Annotated in this window: 13 protein-coding genes and 1 pseudogene; 10 read left to right on the top strand and 4 right to left on the bottom strand. The window is 75.0% G+C overall.

Features of this window, described 5'->3' with window-relative positions; all coding sequences use genetic code 11:
- Positions 1-277: 277 nt before the first annotated feature.
- The 8 genes from ACIQWA_RS40240 to ACIQWA_RS40275 all read left to right on the top strand — a co-directional run bounded on the left by ACIQWA_RS40240 (position 278) and on the right by ACIQWA_RS40275 (position 11,490).
- Entirely contained in the window at positions 278-1,687 is a 1,410-nt protein-coding gene (locus tag ACIQWA_RS40240; protein ID WP_402491985.1) for a sensor histidine kinase, read from the top strand.
- Positions 1,639-2,304 (top strand): LuxR C-terminal-related transcriptional regulator, encoded by a 666-nt coding sequence (locus tag ACIQWA_RS40245; RefSeq protein WP_402491988.1) that lies wholly within the window; start codon positions 1,639-1,641, stop codon positions 2,302-2,304. The genes ACIQWA_RS40240 and ACIQWA_RS40245 overlap by 49 nt, the downstream gene beginning before the upstream one ends.
- Before the next feature lie 198 nt (positions 2,305-2,502).
- Positions 2,503-4,101, top strand: a complete 1,599-nt coding sequence (locus ACIQWA_RS40250; RefSeq protein WP_402491991.1) for a DUF2637 domain-containing protein — start codon at positions 2,503-2,505, stop codon at positions 4,099-4,101.
- 137 nt (positions 4,102-4,238) lie between these two features.
- Entirely contained in the window at positions 4,239-5,528 is a 1,290-nt protein-coding gene (locus tag ACIQWA_RS40255; RefSeq protein ID WP_402491994.1) for a DUF6986 family protein, read from the top strand.
- A 124-nt stretch (positions 5,529-5,652) separates the two neighbouring features.
- Positions 5,653-6,309: a YigZ family protein gene (locus ACIQWA_RS40260; protein ID WP_360245300.1), complete on the top strand. Its 657-nt coding sequence runs from the start codon at positions 5,653-5,655 to the stop codon at positions 6,307-6,309.
- A gap of 359 nt (positions 6,310-6,668) precedes the next feature.
- Positions 6,669-8,441: a hypothetical protein gene (locus ACIQWA_RS40265; protein WP_402491997.1), complete on the top strand. Its 1,773-nt coding sequence runs from the start codon at positions 6,669-6,671 to the stop codon at positions 8,439-8,441.
- A 113-nt stretch (positions 8,442-8,554) separates the two neighbouring features.
- Complete coding sequence (locus ACIQWA_RS40270) at positions 8,555-10,336, top strand: restriction endonuclease (protein WP_402491998.1); 1,782 nt, start codon at positions 8,555-8,557, stop codon at positions 10,334-10,336.
- Positions 10,337-10,761: 425 nt separating this feature from the next.
- A complete protein-coding gene (locus ACIQWA_RS40275; protein WP_360245315.1) occupies positions 10,762-11,490 on the top strand; it encodes a ZIP family metal transporter in 729 nt (242 codons plus the stop codon).
- A gap of 62 nt (positions 11,491-11,552) precedes the next feature.
- Here ACIQWA_RS40275 and ACIQWA_RS40280 read toward each other — a convergent pair whose 3' ends face one another.
- Positions 11,553-12,458: a LysR family transcriptional regulator gene (locus ACIQWA_RS40280; protein ID WP_402492001.1), complete on the bottom strand. Its 906-nt coding sequence runs from the start codon at positions 12,456-12,458 to the stop codon at positions 11,553-11,555.
- Positions 12,459-12,639: 181 nt separating this feature from the next.
- Between ACIQWA_RS40280 and ACIQWA_RS40285 the strand changes: the two genes are divergently transcribed.
- On the top strand, positions 12,640-13,581 hold the full coding sequence (locus ACIQWA_RS40285) for an EamA family transporter (protein WP_402492004.1): 942 nt from the start codon (positions 12,640-12,642) through the stop codon (positions 13,579-13,581).
- Here ACIQWA_RS40285 and ACIQWA_RS40290 read toward each other — a convergent pair.
- Positions 13,472-14,044: a MarR family winged helix-turn-helix transcriptional regulator gene (locus ACIQWA_RS40290; protein WP_402492007.1), complete on the bottom strand. Its 573-nt coding sequence runs from the start codon at positions 14,042-14,044 to the stop codon at positions 13,472-13,474. The genes ACIQWA_RS40285 and ACIQWA_RS40290 overlap by 110 nt on opposite strands.
- Positions 14,045-14,281: 237 nt before the next feature.
- Here ACIQWA_RS40290 and ACIQWA_RS40295 point away from each other — a divergent pair.
- Positions 14,282-14,428, top strand: a pseudogene (locus ACIQWA_RS40295) (DUF2218 domain-containing protein); the annotation flags it as partial.
- Between the two features lie 171 nt (positions 14,429-14,599).
- Here ACIQWA_RS40295 and ACIQWA_RS40300 read toward each other — a convergent pair.
- Entirely contained in the window at positions 14,600-15,229 is a 630-nt protein-coding gene (locus ACIQWA_RS40300; RefSeq protein ID WP_402492011.1) for a phosphatase PAP2 family protein, read from the bottom strand.
- 537 nt (positions 15,230-15,766) lie between these two features.
- On the bottom strand, positions 15,767-17,107 hold the full coding sequence (gene gabT, locus ACIQWA_RS40305) for a 4-aminobutyrate--2-oxoglutarate transaminase (protein ID WP_360245276.1): 1,341 nt from the start codon (positions 17,105-17,107) through the stop codon (positions 15,767-15,769).

Below are 17,107 nucleotides of genomic sequence, written 5' to 3' on the forward strand. Positions count from 1 at the left end.
GCAGGGGGGACCCTGTGGGAGAGTAGGACGCCGCCGAACAATCATTCAGAGAAGGCCCACCCGGGTTACCGGGTGGGCCTTTTCGCATTTCCGGGCCACTCCTCATCTGACCAGCTGACCAAAGGGCCAAAGGACCATAGGTCCGGCCGGGTGTTGCTCCTACCACCACCAGGTGGTCCTAGATCTACCCCGGAATTGGGGTGCCATGGCCAGTGCCCGGAGCGGCTCGTTCGTGAACACTGATGAAGGACGATCGGTACCGGCATCAGGAGTTTGCGTGACCACAGACACTCGTACGAGCGGGACGTCCGTCCGCGCGCAGACCCAGGTGGCCTTCCAGGCCGGCGGCCAGGGGCTGGCCCGGCTGGCTCAGGTGGTGCTGGGTGCCGTGCCGGGGTTCCTGCTGCCGGTGGGGGCGGCCGTCGTCGCGGGGGTGGTGACGGCGCAGGTCCTGGAGTACTACTACCCGGCGGCCCTGATGGCCTTCGCGGCTGCGGCGGTCGCCGGCTTCTCGGTGGCGGCCGCCTGCATCCGCCCGACGGCCGACCGGACCCGGCGGATGCTGGAGCGCTGGTACGGCATCCGGTTGCCGGCGGTCTACCAGCCGTTGCCGAAGCTGGAGTTGGACGACCGGGGGCACTGGTGGACGGGTTACTCGTACCACCGCTCGCAGACGGTCGCGAAGTACGCGCAGCTGGTCCACTGGGGCCTTCGGGACCGCACCACCCGGGCCGAGATGCTCTGGCTGGTCGTGAACCCCGCCCTGGCCGTACTGCTGGGCGGCGCGGTGGTCCTCCTGCTGGCGCTGGGGACGGCGTTCGCGCTGGGCAGCGCGGTGCCGGTGGACGGCTTCGGCCCGTTGAGCCCGCGGTTGACGCGGGTCACGCTGAGCCTGTTGATCGGGGTCGGCATGGTCCTGCTCGGCATACTCCTCGCCCCGTACGCGGTGCGCGGGTACGGGGAGGCGGCCCGCCGGGTGCTGGACCAGGACGGCCGGGCGACGCACGCCCAGCTGACCAGGCGGGTGGCCGAGTTGACCGAGACCCGGGCCGACGCGGCGGGCAGCCAGGCGGCCGAGCTGCGGCGGATCGAGCGGGACCTCCACGACGGCGCGCAGGCGCGGCTGGTCGCGATCGGGATGACGCTGGGCACCATCGAGCACCTGATGGAGACCGACCAGGCGGCCGCGCGGGAACTCCTCTCCGAAGCGCGGCAGTCCTCGGCCCGGGCGCTGCAGGAGCTGCGCGACCTGGTCCGCGGCATCCATCCGCCGGTGCTCGCCGAGCGCGGACTCGGCGACGCCGTCCGGGCCCTGGCGCTGGACAGCGCGTTGCCGACCGAGGTGTTCGTGAGCCTGCCGGACCGGCTGCCGGCTCCGGTCGAGGCGGCGGTCTACTTCAGCGTCAGCGAGCTGCTGGCCAACGCGGCCAAGCACTCGGAGGCCGAGCAGGTGTGGGTGGACATCCTCTACCGGGCCGGAATCCTCCGGGTCACGGTGACGGACGACGGTGTGGGCGTGGCGGACCCGTCGCGGGGTACGGGCCTGCGCGGGATCGAGCGTCGATTGGGTACCTTCGACGGTGTCCTCGCCATCGACAGCACGTCCGGCGGTCCCACCACCATCACCTTGGAGTTGCCGTGCGAGTTGTCCTCGCCGAGGACCTCTACCTCCTTCGCGAAGGCCTGATCCGTCTGCTGGAAGCGCACGGCTTCACCATCGCGGCGGCCGTGGAGACCGGCCCCGAGCTGCTGGAGGCGCTGCTGACCCACCGCCCGGACGTGGCGGTGGTGGACGTGCGGCTGCCCCCGACGCTCACCGACGAAGGTCTCCAGGCCGCGCTCAAGGCACGCCAGGAGATCCGGGGCCTGCCGGTGCTGGTGCTCTCCCAGCACGTCCAGCAGCTGTACGCGCGGGAGTTGCTGGCCGACGGCACGGGCGGGGTGGGCTACCTGTTGAAGGACCGGGTGTTCAACGCGGGGCAGTTCATCGACGCGGTCCGCCGAGTGGCGGCGGGCGGTACGGCGATGGACCCGGACGTGATCGCCAAGCTGATGCAGACCACCTCGCGCCGGCCGGGCCCGCTGCTCGGGCTGTCCCCGCGCGAGCGCGAGGTGCTGGAGCTGATGGCCGAGGGCTGCTCCAACTCAGCGATCGCCGCCCGGCTCTCGGTGAGCGACGGAGCGGTGGCCAAGCACATCGCCAACATCTTCACCAAGCTCGGGCTCGCCCCTGACGAGGACGCCAATCGCCGGGTGATGGCCGTCCTGGCGTACCTCAACGGCACGGCGGGGCAGAGTCGCTGACGGCCCGACCGGTGCCGCTGCCCCCGGGCGCAGTGGGTACTGTGACACCCCAGGCTGCGGAAACGCTGAAACACCCGTACGAGTAAACTCCGGTGGGCCGAGCCCGGACGCTGTTCAGCCGTCCGGCGGCCCGACTGGCGGGAACCGGCAGCCGATGCGCGTACGGCAGCAGCCGACATCCAGGGGTTGATAGACGTAATGGCACGCCCAACGCTCACCAAGGCCCATCGCGGGCTGCTCGGCCTGGTCGCGGCCGGGGCCTGCATCATCTCGGGCATCGGGTTCGCGGGCTCGTACAACGCGGTGCGCGAGCTGGCCGTGGAGAAGGGCTTCGGTGCCTTCTCCTATGCCTTCCCGATCGGTGTGGACGCGGGCATCGTGGTGCTCCTCGCCCTCGACCTGGTGCTGACCTGGCTGCGGATCCCCTTCCCGATGCTGCGGCAGACCGCCTGGCTGCTGACCGTCGCCACCATCGCCTTCAACGCGGCGGCCTCCTGGGGCGACCCGCTCGGCATGGGGATGCACGCCGTCATCCCGGTGCTGTTCGTCGTCGTGGTCGAGGCCTCCCGGCACGCGGTCGGCCGGATCGCGGCGATCACCGCGGACCGGCACATGGAGTCGGTCCGGGTGATGCGCTGGATACTCTCCCCGGTGCCGACCTTCCGGCTCTGGCGGCGGATGAAGCTCTGGGAGCTCCGCTCCTACGAGGAGGTCATCCGGCTGGAGCAGAACCGGCTGGTCTACCGGGCGCAGCTGCGCTTCCGCTACGGCCGCGGCTGGCGCCGCTCGGCGCCGATCCAGGCGCTGCTGCCGCTCAAGCTCGCCAAGTTCGGCGTCCCGCTGGACCCGTCGCTGCTCGACCGGCTGGACGAGGAGGGCCGCGAGCGCGAGGCCAAGGAGGTCCTGGCGGAGCAGCCGTCCCAGGAACTCGGTGCCCAGCCCCAGCAGGCCCGGGCCGCCGCGGCCATCGCGGCTCCGGCCCCCGCCGGAGCCCAGCAGCACCAGGCAGCACCGGCCGCACCGGCGGCCGCAGCGGCACCGTCGGCCCAGCCTCAGTCCCAGCCGCAACCGCAGTCCCAGCTGCAGTCCCAGTCCGAGGCCCCCGCAGCCGCGGCCCCGATCGCGCCGGAGGTTGCCGCACCGATGCTGGCGAGGCTGCACGCCGTCCGGCTGCGTGCCGCCCAGGAGCCGGAGACGGAGGAGGCCGTCGCCCCGCAGCCGCGCGGCGAGGAACTGAACGTCTGGACCGAGCGCCCGGTCCGCACCACCGGCCACTCGGTCGACGCCGCCCCGGGCGGGCGGGTGCCCGGCCAGGCCTCGCCGTGGTTCAAGCCCCCGCGCCCGGTCGCCGAGGAGCCCGCCGCCGGGCCCCGGCCGCAGGCCCCGCACCCGGGCTCCGCCCAGCCCCCGCACCCGGGCTCCGCCCAGCCCCAGCACCCGGTCGCCGCCCAGCCCCAGACCGAGCCGACAGTCGAGCCGCAGCACCGTCAGCCGGCCGCCCAGGCCGAGCACCAGGCCCGGCCCGAGCAGACCGCGCCGGCCGAGGAGCCCGCTCAAGGCGTCCCCACCGAATCCGACCCGGCCCCCGTGCAACTGGACGAGGACATCGCCTACGACGGGCTGGTCTCCTACATCGACAGCTACGGTCACCAGCCCGACCCGCCGCGCCTCGCCGCCTGGCTGACCACCGAGTACGGGGTCACCGGCAAGGGGCCGGACGGTGCGGTCCACCCCAAGGAGGTCGCCGACCTCTACCCGCTGCTGCGCGACCGCTACCTGGCCGCCGGGAGGGACTGAGCCCGCGCCGCACCAGCGCCGCCCCCGCACCGACACCCCGGGTCCACCGCTCGGTCGGCCATTGACGCCCGACCCGGCCGGAGCTACCTTCGCCTCAACAAACTGTTGAAGCGCCGGTTCGGCATGGAGGAGTGCGGATGTCGCAGGTCGAGGTCGACGGAACCGGACCGACGGGCGGGGCCTCCTTCTCCGCCGCCGCCCGCGCCGCCGTGGAGGCACTGCTCGCCCCCGTGGACGCCGACCTGGCGCGCCGCTACCCGGGCGAGACCGGCACCCGGCAGCCGGTGCACACCGTCTACGTCCCGGCCGACGCCTTCCGCGCCGACACCGTACGGGAGTGGGGCCGCCAGGCCCTGGAGGCCTTCGACACCCACGCCGGCACCCCCGCCGAGCTCGCCCGCGCCCTCGGCGTCGCCGACGACGAGCTGCTGGCCGACGTGCACGCCCGGGTCCGCGCCAAGCTGGAGCGCGAGCCGGTCGAGGACCTGCGGATCGACTTCGAGGACGGCTACGGGCCCCGCCCCGACGCCGAGGAGGACGCCGCCGCCGTCCGGGCCGCCGAACTGGTCGCCGCCGCCGTGGCCGAGGGCAGCGCGCCGCCCTACGTCGGCATCCGGATCAAGTGCATGGAGGCGCCCGTCCGGGCCCGCGGCATCCGCACCCTGGAACTCTTCCTCGCCACCCTGCTGGCGAACGGCGGCCTGCCCGACGGTCTGGTCCTCACCCTGCCCAAGGTGACCTACGCCGAGCAGGTCACCGCGCTGGTCCGGCTGCTGGAGGACTTCGAGCGCCGGGCCGGGCTGCCCGCCGGCCGGATCGGCTTCGAGATCCAGATCGAGACCACCCAGGCGATCCTCGGCCCGGACGGCCGGGCCACCGTGGCCCGGATGATCGAGGCCGCCGAGGGCCGCGCCACCGGACTGCACTACGGCACCTTCGACTACAGCGCCTCCTGCGGCGTCAGCGCGGCCTACCAGAGCATGGACCACCCGGTCGCCGACCACGCCAAGGCGGTCATGCAGGTGGCCGCGGCCGGTACCGGTGTCCGGCTCTCCGACGGCTCGACCAACGTGATCCCCACCGGCTCCACCGAGCAGGTGCACGCCGCCTGGAAGCTCCACCACGACCTGGTCCGGCGCTCGCTCGCCCGCGCCTACTACCAGGGCTGGGACATGCACCCGGCGCACCTGCCGACCCGCTACGTCGCGGTGTACTCCTTCTACCGGGAGGGCCTGGCGGCCGCCGCCGCCCGGCTCGCCGCGTACGTCGCCAAGGCGGGCGGCGACGTGATGGACGAGCCGGCCACCGCCCGGGCGCTCAGCGGCTACCTGCTGCGCGGCCTGGACTGCGGCGCCGTCGACCCGGCCGAGGTCACCGCGCTGACCGGCCTGGACCGCGCGCAACTGGACGCCCTGGCCGGCCGCTGACCTCCCAGCACCCAGCGCCAGCCCCTCCGCCCCCGGCCGTGCGCCAACTAGGCTGGCGGTGCCGCCCCGGACCTCCGGAGCGCGCACCGCCAGCCGTCGCCGTTCCCGGGAGAACCACCGCGCCATGTCCGCCACGCCGGAACCGACCGCCAGGCCGTACCTCACCATCCGGCGGGCCGGCAGCCACGAGACCGAGATCAAGAAGTCCCGCTTCATCTGCCACCTCGCCCGGGTCTGCGACGAGGACGAGGCGCAGGCCTTCATCGCCGGCGTCCGCAAGCAGTACTGGGACGCCCGGCACAACTGCACCGCCTTCGTGGTCGGCGACGAGCAGCGCCGCGAGCGCTCCAGCGACGACGGCGAGCCCGGCGGCACGGCCGGGGTGCCGATGCTGGAGGTGCTGCGCCGACGCGGCCTGACCGACACCGTCGCCGTGGTGACCAGGTACTTCGGCGGGATCAAGCTCGGCGCGGGCGGCCTGGTGCGGGCGTACGGGAACGCGGTGTCGGCGGCGGTCGACGAGGTCGGCCTGCTGGAGCGGCGCCCGGTCGCCCTGCTCGCGGTGACGGCGGACCACGTGCGCGCCGGGCGGGTGGAGAACGACCTGCGGGCCGCCGGGTACGCGGTGAGCGACCTCGCCTACGAGGCGGCCGGGGTGCGGATCGAGGTGGGTGTGCCGGAGCCTGAGGTGGCCGGGTTCCACACCTGGCTGGCCGAGGCGACCGGCGGCACCGCGGTCGCCGTGCCGGCCGGGCGCACCTACGTCGAGGTACCGGTCTGAGCCGCGCGCTCCGCCCGCCCCGCGGCGTGCCGGGGGATCGGTTTCCGGACGCACCTCCGGCCGGGGCCCGGGGCCCGGGGGGCCGAACCCGTGGTACTGATCGCCCACCACCCCGCGCCGCCGCTCCGACCAGTGGCCGGACCGGTGCGCGGGCCCGCCGGAGGCGTCGCTCCCCGTAGCCGAGTGCTCGCGCCACGCGGAAGACGGCTTGAGCAGATTCACCCGAACGTAGTGTCGTGGCCCGGAGTTGGAACTTCCGCTCCGGGCCGTGGCGTTTCCTGGGCAAGGTTCCGGCCGAACCGGATGAAAACCGTCGATGGAGGACAACAGACCCCACCCCGCACCACGGAGGTATGCGCATGACCTCAGACCGCTCGCCGTCGCCCGCCGGTGCCGACCTACCCGGCCCGCGCGGCCCCGCGACGCCCTACCGGATGACCGTCACCACCGCCCTCCCGCACGCCGAGGCCGTCGCGCTGGCCGACGCCCAGCTCGCCTCCTGGTTGAAGCAGGAGGGCTGCGAGGAGCCCCCGCCCGCCCCCGGCACCACGCTCGGCGCACCCCCCGCCGCCGAACGCCTGCGCCTGGGCGAGCGCGTCCTGCTGGACCGCGACCAGGGGTCGCTGCGCGGCGGCCCCGGCGCCGGCCGCTACGACCGCCGCCGCCTGCGCACCCCGGCCCCGCACGGCACCCGGCAGCTCACCCTCACCGTGGCCACCGACACCGGCGGCCCCACCTGGGTTCGCCTGGAGGCCGAGACCCACAGCACCGGCAGCGGTGTGCGCACCCCCTGCCGGGTGCCGGTACCCGAGCTCGCCCGCACCCTCCTCCCGCTGCTCGACGCCGCCGACGGCCCGGCCGCCGTCCACTCCGCCCCCCGGGTGATCACGGCCGACGAGGTCGACGACCTGATCGACGAGCTGTGCGACCCGGAGCGCCGACTGCCCACGGTGGTCGCCAGCGTGCCGGTGAACCTCCCGGTCGAGCACTGGGTCGAGGAGGTGGTCCGCCCGCTCTGCCGCCAGCTTCCCGGCCTCGCCACCGCCTACGTGCTGGACCCGGGTGCCCGCACCGGGTTCAACGTCGCCCTGGAGTACCACTCCGTGTACGGCGGCGCCGTGCGCACCTACCTGCCCGAGGTGGACCCGGCCTCCCGGCAGGACGGCGCCCGACATCCGGTGCTCGCCCGGGGCCGAATAGAACAGGACCTCCGCCGCGCCGCCGGGCTGCTCGCCCGCGAGCCCCGCCGCCTGGCCGCCGAACAGCCGCTCCCGCCGCCGCTGGCCGCCGTCCCGGTGCTGCGCGTCCCGCCCCCGCAGCTGCGCCCGGCCGCCGGACCCCCCGTCGGACCCCCCGCCGAATCGGCCGCGCTCGCCCTCGAGGAGCAGCAGGACCGCGCCGAGCAGCAGGCCAGGGCCGACGAGCTGGAGCGGGTCCGGCACACCCTCCGCCTGGAGCGCCGCGACCGCGCCCAGTCCAGGGACGGCCACGAGGGCCGCCTGCGCACCGGCGCCCGGAGCGCCCTGAGCGGGCGTCACTGCACCGGGCCCACCGCCGCCCCGTCCGGCGCCGCGCCCACCACCTCGGGCACCGGCCCGGCCACCGTCGGCCGGCCCGCCGCCCAGCCCGGCGGGTGGCCGGGCAAGCCCGAGACCTTCACCGAACTCCTCGCCAGGCTGGGCGAGTTCTCCCTGCTCACCTTCACCGGCGACCAGAAGAACGCGCTCGCCCTGGACGGCCTCCAGTGTGCCGGTGCCGGCTGGGCCCGGCTCGCCTGGGACGGCCTGACGGCCCTGCAGGAGTACGCCGAGGCGGCCGTGCGCGGCGCGGCCGGCGGGGACTTCAAGCAGTGGTGCGAGCACACCCCGGACGGCTGCCACCGCTTCCCACCCCGCAAGGCCGTGCGCGGGGAGTCCCGGACGGTGTTCAGCCACACCAAGTGGAAGCGCGAACGGATGCTGCCGGTGCCGGAATGCGTCGACGCCTCCCGGCGCGCGTTCATGGGCGCGCACCTGCGGATCGGCGGCGGTCGCACCGCACCCCGGCTGCATTACCTGGACGACTGCTCCGGCAGTGGCCGGATCTACGTGGGTTACATCGGCCTGCACCTCACCAACACCCGGACCAACTGACGGGCTCGGCTGACCGCCGCGCCCGTTCGGTGGACAATGTCCGGCAGGGGCGGGGCTGCGGTTGGTCCGCCGCCCGGGGCAGGCGCCGGACGAGCATGGGGGAACGACGACCGATGCAGTACTCAGCAGACGGCCAGTCCGACGGCGCCGCCACCGTCCAGTTCCCCCAACCGGGCTTCCTCGCCTCGGTGTTCCGCGACCTCGGCGCCGACGAGGGCCCGGAAGCGGACGGTGCCGCAGGCCCCCCGGCCCCCGGCCGCCCCGGTCCGGGGGCGACCGGCGGCGGCCCGTCCGCCCCGGGACCCGCCGACCCCGACCCCGCCGACCCCGACACCACCGATCCGGCCTCCGCAGGCCCCGGCCCGTCCGGCCCGTCCGGCCCGTCCGGCCCGTCCCGGCCCGACCCCGGCTCCTCGGGCCCGGGCGCCGCCGACCCCGACGAGGCCGTCGCGGCGCACGCCCGGGCCGCCGCGCTCACCCACCACCGCACGCTCACCGTCCGGGCCGAGCACGACCGGCTGGCCGACCTGTTGCGGCGGGCCGCCCTGCCCGTCTCGGCGATGGACTTCGAGAGCCAGCTGCGCCACTACGAGCCCCGCCCCTACCCGACCGACGGCCCGGCCGTGGTCGAAGGCGCCGAGCCCCGCTGGGAGGACTTCGCCCCCGCCGAACCGGCCGCCGCCGACCCCGAGAGCGGCCCGTCCCGGCGACTGCTGGACTCCGGCTACCAGCGCGAGCTCGCCCAGGCCCGGCTGACCCACCAGCGCGCCCTGCGGGAGTGGCGCACACGCCGAGCCGAGGCGGGCAGCCCGGCCGCTGACGAGTCCCGGCGCGCCCACGAGGCGGCCGAGGAGGCCCGGGCCCGCGCCGTGCGCGAGTACAACGACAGCCTGGAGGAGTGCCGCCGCGCCTACCGGCTGGCGGAGCCCGCCGCCGTGGAGTCGTTGCTGGAACGGGCCCTGGCCGCCGCCGAGACCGCCACCCAGGACCTCCCCGCCGCCTGCCGGGCGGTCTTCCGCCCGCTCACCCGCACCGCAGTGCTGGACCTCGAACTGCCCCCGCTCGACCTGGTGCCCTCGCTCACCGGCTACCGGCTCGCCCCCGACGGCGACATCCTCCCGGTGCCGCGCCCGCCCGCGGACCGGGCCACCGACTACCTGCGGCTGGTCGCCCGGCTCGCACTGCGCTCGCTGCAGGCCGCCGACGCCGTGGACACCGACGAGATACTCGCCGGCGTGGTCCTCAACGGCTGGCTGCGCGAGCCCGGTGCCGAGCCGCTCTGCCTGGTCAGCGTGGACGCCGACCGCGACGCCCTGGCCCGCACCCGGCTGCTGCCGCCGGAGACCCCGTACGAGGAACGCGACGACGAGGGCGTCTACGCCGACGCCGAACAGGACGAGGCGCTGGTCCGGCTGCGCCAGCTCGGCGCCGCCGTCACCCCGGACCCGTACGCCCGGGCGGCCGTCCAGCCCGCCGCCCGGGCCGGTGCCGCCGTCCCGGCCGCGCCCGACCTGTCCGCCAACGAGTTCGCCCAGCTGGTGCGCGACCTGCTCACCCGGGGCGGGCTCGCCGAGTGGAGCGTGCGGCTGCGCGGACCGGCCGGGCTGGTCGCCACCGGCGAGGGCGCCCCGGGCAGTGCGCTGCCCGGCCGCTGGGTGGTCTGGGCCTCCCGGGACCCGGCCGCCGTCACCGCGGAGCAGATCGAGACCCTGGCCGAGGCGGTCCGCGAGGAGTCCGCCGAACGCGGCCTGCGGCTGACCACCGGCCACTTCGCCGAGGCGGCCCTGGACCTCTCGGCCGAGGAGGGCCACCGGCACATCCACCTGATCGACGGCGACGGCGTCCGCGAACTCGCCCGCACCCACCTCGGCCTGCCGCTCGCCGCCGGCCGCTGACCCCCCTGCCCGGACCGGCTCCGACCAGGGAGGTCACCCCGACGGCCCACCCGGCGGGCGTCCCTCCGTACCCGGAACAAGGCTGAGGGGACCGGGCCGATGCGACCGCGGCCGAGGACCGGCCGGGTCGGCGGCACCCCGGGCGATCACCGCGGAACGGGCGTCCGGTACGGTCGGCGGTCGGCCCGGCCACGGGCGGACCCCAGGGGGAGAGGAATGGGCAGAGCGCTCGTCAGACCACACGGCGGCACCGGTCATCCGGCGGGGGCGGCCCACCCGACCGGACCCGCGGGCCGGCCCGACCCGACCGACCCGACCGCCCGGACCGGCCGGACCGGCCCGATCGACCGGACCGACCCGACCGGGCCGATCGGGTTGGAGGCGGCCCAGTGACCGCCGTCCTGGTCGCCGCCGGGGCGTTCCTGATGACCCTGATCGGCGGCTTCGTCGCCCAGCGCACCGGCGACCGCCGCCACCTGGTGCTCGGCTTCGCCGCCGGCCTGATGCTCGGCGTGGTCGCCTTCGACCTGCTGCCCGAGGCCCTCCACCAGGCCCCGGGCGAGGTGCACGGCGTGCCCCAGGCACTGCTGATGTTCGCTGTCGGCTTCCTCACCATCCACGTGGTCGAGCGCGCCGTCGCCATCCACCGCGGCCACGAGGGCGAGTACGCCGAGCACACCCACGGCCACCAGCACGGCCACGCCCACCGCAACGGGCACCAGGGCGTCGGCCTGACCGCCGCCCTGGCCCTGGTCGGGCACAGCGTGATGGACGGCTTCGCGATCGGCGCCGCCTTCCAGGCCGGCACCACGGTCGGCACGGTGGTGGCCATCGCGGTGGTCGCGCACGACTTCGCCGACGGGTTCAACACGTACACGATCACCCGCTTGTACGGGAACAACCGCCGCCGGGCGCTGACCCTGCTCGCGGCCGACGCACTGGCCCCGGTCTCCGGTGCCGCGATCACCCTGGCCTTCACCATCCCGGAGCACCTGCTCGGCCTCTACCTGGGCTTCTTCTCCGGCTTCCTGCTCTACCTCGCGACCTCGGACATCCTCCCCGAGGCGCACAGCCCGCACCCCTCGCGCAGCACCCTGCTGTGCACGGTGGCCGGGGTCGGCTTCATGTGGCTGGTCATCGGCTTCGCCACCTAGGAGCCCGCCCCGGGCGCCCCGGCCTCGCCCCGCCCGGCCCGGCCCGGCCTGCGGGACGCGCCTCAGCCCGGCAGGGCGCCCCAGCCGTCCCGCATCGCCGCCAGCGCCTCGGTGATGGCCGGCCGCCGGGAGGCCTGGCTGCGCCAGAGCGCGAACACCCGCCGGCTCGGCTGCGAGGCGACCGGGCGGGCCGCCACCCCGGCCGGCAGCGGGCCCCGGCCGAGCCGGGGCACCACGGCCATCCCCAGCCCCGCCGCGACCAGCGCGATCTGGGTCTCGAAGTCGCCGACCTGGTAGTGCACGTCCGGCTCCTCCCCGGCCTCGCGCAGGGTGCGGACCAGCCAGTCGTGGCAGATGTTGCCCGGTGGCACGCTGATCCAGCGCTGCCCGCACAGCCGCTCCACCGGCACCGCGTCCAGCCCGGCCAGCTCGTCCCCGGCGGGCAGCACCAGGTCCACCGGGTCCGTCCCGAGGTCCAGCCGGGAGAGCCCCTCCTGCACCGGCAGCGGCACGGTCGGCCAGTCCTGCACCAGCGCCAGGTCCACCTCCCCGCGCGCCACCAGCTCCGCCGCCGGGTACGGGTCGCTCTCCAGCAGCCGTACGTCCAACTCGGGGCAGCGCCGCCGCAGTTCTGCCAGCACCCCGGGCATCAGCCCGCGCGCCCCGGTCGCGAAGGCGGCCACCAGCAGCCGTCCCACGGCCCGGCCGCGCTGCTCCTCCAGCCGCACCTCGGCCTGTTCCACCAGCCCCAGGACGGTCCGCGCGGTGGCGGCCAGCTCCCGTGCCGCGTCGGTCAGCACCACGCCCCGGCCCTGCCGCTCCAGCAGCACCGTCCGGGTCTCCCGCTCCAGCTTGGCGATCTGCTGGGAGACCGCCGAGGGCGTGAAGCCGAGTGCGGCCGCCGCCCCGCCGACCGAGCCGTGCACCGACACCGCGTGCAGCGCCCGCAGGCGCCCCAGATCCATCATGCAGCGATCCTAAAGAATCCTGTTCAGTATTCATCGCTGGTGCTAAACCTTCCCGCGCCACCATGCTCGACCCATGACCGCGACACCCGCCGCACCACCGGCCGCAACTCCCGGCGCTTCGGCCGGCCCAACCCCCGCCGCGTCAGCCGGCCCAACCCCCGCCGCGTCGGCCGCCGGGAGCATGCGCCCCCGTCACATCGCCCTGGCCGTCCTGGTGGCCGCCGTGTGGGGCCTCAACTTCGTCCTGATCCACATCGGCCTGGACAGTTTCCCGCCACTGCTCTTCTGCGCCCTGCGGTTCGCCGTGGTCGCGGTGCCCGCGATCTTCTTCGTCGGCCCGCCCAGGGTGGCCTGGCGCTGGGTGCTGGCGGTCGGCGTGGTGCTCGGGGTGGTCAAGTTCGGGCTGCTCTTCCTCGGCATGCACGCCGGGATGCCGGCCGGCCTCTCCTCCCTGGTGCTCCAGGGGCAGGCGGGGTTCACCGCGCTGTTCGCCGCCGCCCTGCTGCGCGAGCGCGCCGGCCGGCGGCGGCTGCTCGGCCTGGGCCTGGCCTTCGCGGGCATCGCCCTGAGCGCCGCCGACCAGGGCCTCGGCGGCCCGTTCGGGGCCTTCGTCCTGGTCGTGCTGGCCGCCGTCGCCTGGGGCCTGTCCAACGTGCTGACCCGCCGGGCCGCGCCGCCGGACGCGCTGCGCTGGATGGTCTGGGTCAGCGCCGTGCCGCCGCTGCCGCTGCTGGCCCTGTCCCTGCTGGTGGAGGGCCCGGACGCGGACCTGCGGGCGCTGCGCGGGATGACCCCGGCCGGGCTCGGCGTGATCGGCTACGTCGGGCTGGTCTCCACCCTGTTCGGCTTCGTCGCCTGGAGCTACCTGCTGCGCAGCTACGACGCCACCGCGGTCGCGCCCTACTCGCTGCTGGTGCCGGTGTTCGGGATGTCCTCGGCCTGGCTGCTGCTCGGCGAGCGGGTCACCCCGACGGCCGCCGCGGCCGCCCTGCTGGTGATCGCCGGGATCGGGATCACCGCGCTGCGCCCGGGGGCGATGTCCGCGGTGGCGGCCCGGCTTCGAGGAAGCGTGCCTCGGCGGCCCGCAGGACTCGCAGCAGCACCTCCTCGTCCTCGGGGCTGACCTCGCCGAAGTAGTCCTGGGCGACCTCGTCCCGGACCTGGAGGATCCGCTCCACCGCCGCGCGCCCCTCCTCGGTCAGCAGGATCCGGACCGCCCGGCGGTCGGCCGGGTCGGGGCGGCGCTCGACCAGTCCGGCCTCCTCCAGCGCGTCGACCACCGTGGTGGCCGAGCGCGGGGCGATGTGCAGCTTGTCGGCGAGGTCGCTCAGCCGCATCGCCCGGTCCGGCGTCTCGCAGCCGGGCACATGGGCGAGCGTGCGCAGTGCCCGGGCCTGGCCGGGGGTGATGCCGTACGGCTCCAGCCGCCAGCCGGTCTGCCGGCGGATCCGCTTGATCGCCCTGGTCATCGCGTCCGCCAGTTCGGCGGGGACGCCGGAGGTGCCGGAGGTGCCGGAGGTGCCGGGGGCGCCGGGCCGGGGGCCGGGGGAGGGGTCCGCCGGATCGTCGGTCGGCGTGGTGGTCATCGGCGGTCTCCTCGGCTGGGGTCGGCCCAAGCGTATCGGCCGGTCCCGGGCGGGCTGCCGACCGTGGAACGCGCTCGGAGAAATATCTTGAGCTTAGCTCAGCATCTACGTTACGGTGCTTCCGAGTGAGGGGACCCTAAGTTTCCCCTTTCCGATCTTGGAGTGCCCGTGCCCGTTTCCACCGCCCGCGTCGCCACCGACCGCCCCGCCCGCTACGCCAAGCAACTCGCCGCCCACATGAGCAAGCGGATCGAGACCTCCTTCTCCCCGGAGACCGGTCACGGCACCCTGGTCTTCAAGGCCGGCACCGCCACCATGGAGGCCCAGCCGGACGCCCTGCTGCTGACCGTCGAGGGCGAGCGCCAGGACCTGGCCGGCCTGGAGGACGTCGTCGGCCGCCACCTCGTCCGCTTCGGCGCCCGCGACGAACTCGTCGTCGAGTGGCACCGCGACAACGGCGAGGCCGGTCTCGTCCACCGCAACGACGCCGAGGACGCCCCCGAGCAGGGCACCCCCGAGGCCCGACGCCCTCGGCTGCCCGGAGGCCCGACGCCCTCAGGCGTCCGGCCTCGGCAACCGGCGGTCGAGCGCCCACAGCACCAGGACGGCCAGGCACCAGCTCGCCAGCACGTCCAGCAGCCAGTGGAAGTCGCTCCACACCAGCCCCGCGCCCACGCCGAGCGCCAGCACCACCGCGCCCGCGGTCAGCCCCCGGGCCGTCCGCCGCCCCGCCGCCCGGGCCAGCAGCAGCGCCGCCACCCCGTACGAGAAGGTCGCCGTCGCGGTGTGCCCGGACGGGTACCAGCCCCACTGCCCCGGCAGCAGCGGGTCCCCGAGCGGGCCCGGCCGGGCGAACCCGGCCTTCGCCGGGACCACCAGCAGCGGGATCAGCACCGCCGTCAGCGCCGCCACCGGCAGCGGCAGCCACCAGCGCACCGCCCCCGCCCGACGCCACCACCAGGCGGCCAGCCCCCCGGCCGCCAGCAGCACCGGGACGGCGGGCACCCCGCCGCCCAGGTCCGACAGCAGGTGGCCCAGGCCGTTCAGCAGGGCGCTCGGATGATCGCGGTGGGACGTCCGGACGGCCGCGCGCACCCAGCGGTCCACCCCCAGCAGCGGCCCGTCCACCGCCACCTGCCAGGACACCGCCAGCAGCACCACCGCCGCGACCACCGGCACCGCCACCGACCGGGCCACCCGGGCCGGAACGGCGGACAGCCGCCCCGGAGCAGGGGGGAGAGCTCCGGGGCGGCTCTGATGATCGCCGTTCCGTGCGCCCCGGGGGGTGTGGGTCGGACGGTCGGTCGATCGGCCTTCGGTGTGCGCCGCCCCTGCCGGGGCGGACTGGTTGTCCTCGCGAGGCCCGCGCGGACCGGCCCCTCCGGGAGGCCCCGCGGACGGCCCCGCCAACGGCTGGGGCTCGCTGTCCATCGGTGATGACACTACGTCAACCGCCCTTCCCGGCCGAGCGCCTTCAGCGATTCCGCACATCATCTTCACCCCGCCCCGGACGCCCCTCGGAACGCCCCTCGGACGGTCCCCCCGATCATGCCCGACCACCCGGGCGGCGTGCGAAAACCGCCCGGAGGCTGCCCGGACGAGTGGCCGGGAACCGGACGGAAAACCGAACGGCCCGCGAGGACCAGAGGTCCCCACGGGCCGTTCAGCGCTGTCCGGACAACCCTCCGGCGGGGGGTCTCACGACCTGACGGGCGGCACCGCTCAGACGGCGGCGAACGCCGCCTCCAGGATGTCCAGGCCCTCGTTCAGCAGGTGCTCCGGCATGACCAGCGGCGGCAGGAAGCGCAGCACGTTGCCGTAGGTGCCGGCGGTCAGCACCACCAGGCCCTCGGCGTGGCAGGCCTTGGCGATGGCCGCGGTGACCTCCGCGTTCGCCTCCTTGGTGCCCGGCTTCACCAGCTCGACGGCGATCATCGCGCCGCGGCCGCGGACCTCGCCGATGATGTCGAACTTCTCCTGCATGGCCCGCAGACGGCCCAGCATGACCTCGCCGATGCGCTGCGCCTTGCCGACGAGGTCCTGCTCCTTCATGGTCTCGATCGAGCCCAGCGCGGCGGCACAGGCCACCGGGTTGCCGCCGTAGGTGCCGCCCAGGCCGCCCGCGTGCGCGGCGTCCATGATCTCGGCGCGACCCGTCACCGCGGCCAGCGGCAGACCGCCGGCGATGCCCTTGGCGGTGGTGATCAGGTCCGGGACGATGCCCTCGTCCTCGCACGCGAACCACTGGCCGGTGCGGCAGAAGCCGGTCTGGATCTCGTCGGCGACGAACACGATGCCGTTCGCCTTCGCGAACTCCACGATCGCCGGCAGGAAGCCCTTGGCCGGCTCGATGAAGCCGCCCTCGCCCTGGATCGGCTCGATGATGATCGCGGCGACGTTCTCCGCGCCGATCTGCTTGTTGATCATGTCGATCGCCTGCGCGGCGGCCTCGGCGGCGCAGTTCTCCGCGCCCGTCAGCCAGCGGTACGGGTAGGCCACCGGCACCCGGTGGATCTCCGGGGCGAACGGACCGAAGCCCTGCTTGTACGGCATGTTCTTCGCCGTCAGGCCCATGGTCAGGTTGGTGCGGCCGTGGTAGCCGTGGTCGAACACCACGACGGCGGTGCGCTTGGTGTACGCGCGGGCGATCTTCACCGCGTTCTCGACCGCCTCGGCGCCCGAGTTGAACAGCGCCGTGCGCTTCTCGTGGTCACCCGGGGTCAGCTCGTTCAGCTGCTCGGCGACGGCCACGTAACCCTCGTACGGGGTCACCATGAAACAGGTGTGGGTGAAGGCGGCCAGCTGCTCGCTCGCCCGGGCCACCACGGCCTCGGCGCTGTTGCCGACGTTGGTCACGGCGATGCCGGAACCGAAGTCGATCAGCGAGTTGCCGTCCACGTCCTCCAGCACGCCGCCGTTGGCACGGGTGACGTACACCGGCAGGGTGGTGCCGACACCGGCCGCCACCGCACCCAGCTTGCGGGCCTGCAGCTCCTGCGACTTCGGACCCGGGATCGCGGTGACCAGGCGGCGCTCCTGCGGGAGCGGCGTTACGGCGCTCAT

The sequence above is a fragment of the Kitasatospora sp. NPDC098652 genome, assembly GCF_044760155.1.
In the GTDB taxonomy this organism is placed as follows: domain Bacteria; phylum Actinomycetota; class Actinomycetes; order Streptomycetales; family Streptomycetaceae; genus Kitasatospora.

What these genes read in the sequence shown, in the direction of transcription:
- ACIQWA_RS40250 (WP_402491991.1), top strand. Translation starts at nt 2,503, where the DNA reads ATGGCACGCCCAACGCTCACCAAGGCCCATCGCGGGCTGCTCGGCCTG.
- ACIQWA_RS40255 (WP_402491994.1), top strand. Translation starts at nt 4,239, where the DNA reads ATGTCGCAGGTCGAGGTCGACGGAACCGGACCGACGGGCGGGGCCTCC.
- ACIQWA_RS40260 (WP_360245300.1), top strand. Translation starts at nt 5,653, where the DNA reads ATGTCCGCCACGCCGGAACCGACCGCCAGGCCGTACCTCACCATCCGG.
- ACIQWA_RS40265 (WP_402491997.1), top strand. Translation starts at nt 6,669, where the DNA reads ATGACCTCAGACCGCTCGCCGTCGCCCGCCGGTGCCGACCTACCCGGC.
- ACIQWA_RS40270 (WP_402491998.1), top strand. Translation starts at nt 8,555, where the DNA reads ATGCAGTACTCAGCAGACGGCCAGTCCGACGGCGCCGCCACCGTCCAG.
- ACIQWA_RS40275 (WP_360245315.1), top strand. Translation starts at nt 10,762, where the DNA reads ATGACCCTGATCGGCGGCTTCGTCGCCCAGCGCACCGGCGACCGCCGC.
- ACIQWA_RS40280 (WP_402492001.1), bottom strand. Translation starts at nt 12,458, where the DNA reads ATGATGGATCTGGGGCGCCTGCGGGCGCTGCACGCGGTGTCGGTGCAC.
- ACIQWA_RS40285 (WP_402492004.1), top strand. Translation starts at nt 12,640, where the DNA reads ATGCGCCCCCGTCACATCGCCCTGGCCGTCCTGGTGGCCGCCGTGTGG.
- ACIQWA_RS40290 (WP_402492007.1), bottom strand. Translation starts at nt 14,044, where the DNA reads ATGACCACCACGCCGACCGACGATCCGGCGGACCCCTCCCCCGGCCCC.
- gabT (WP_360245276.1), bottom strand. Translation starts at nt 17,107, where the DNA reads ATGAGCGCCGTAACGCCGCTCCCGCAGGAGCGCCGCCTGGTCACCGCG.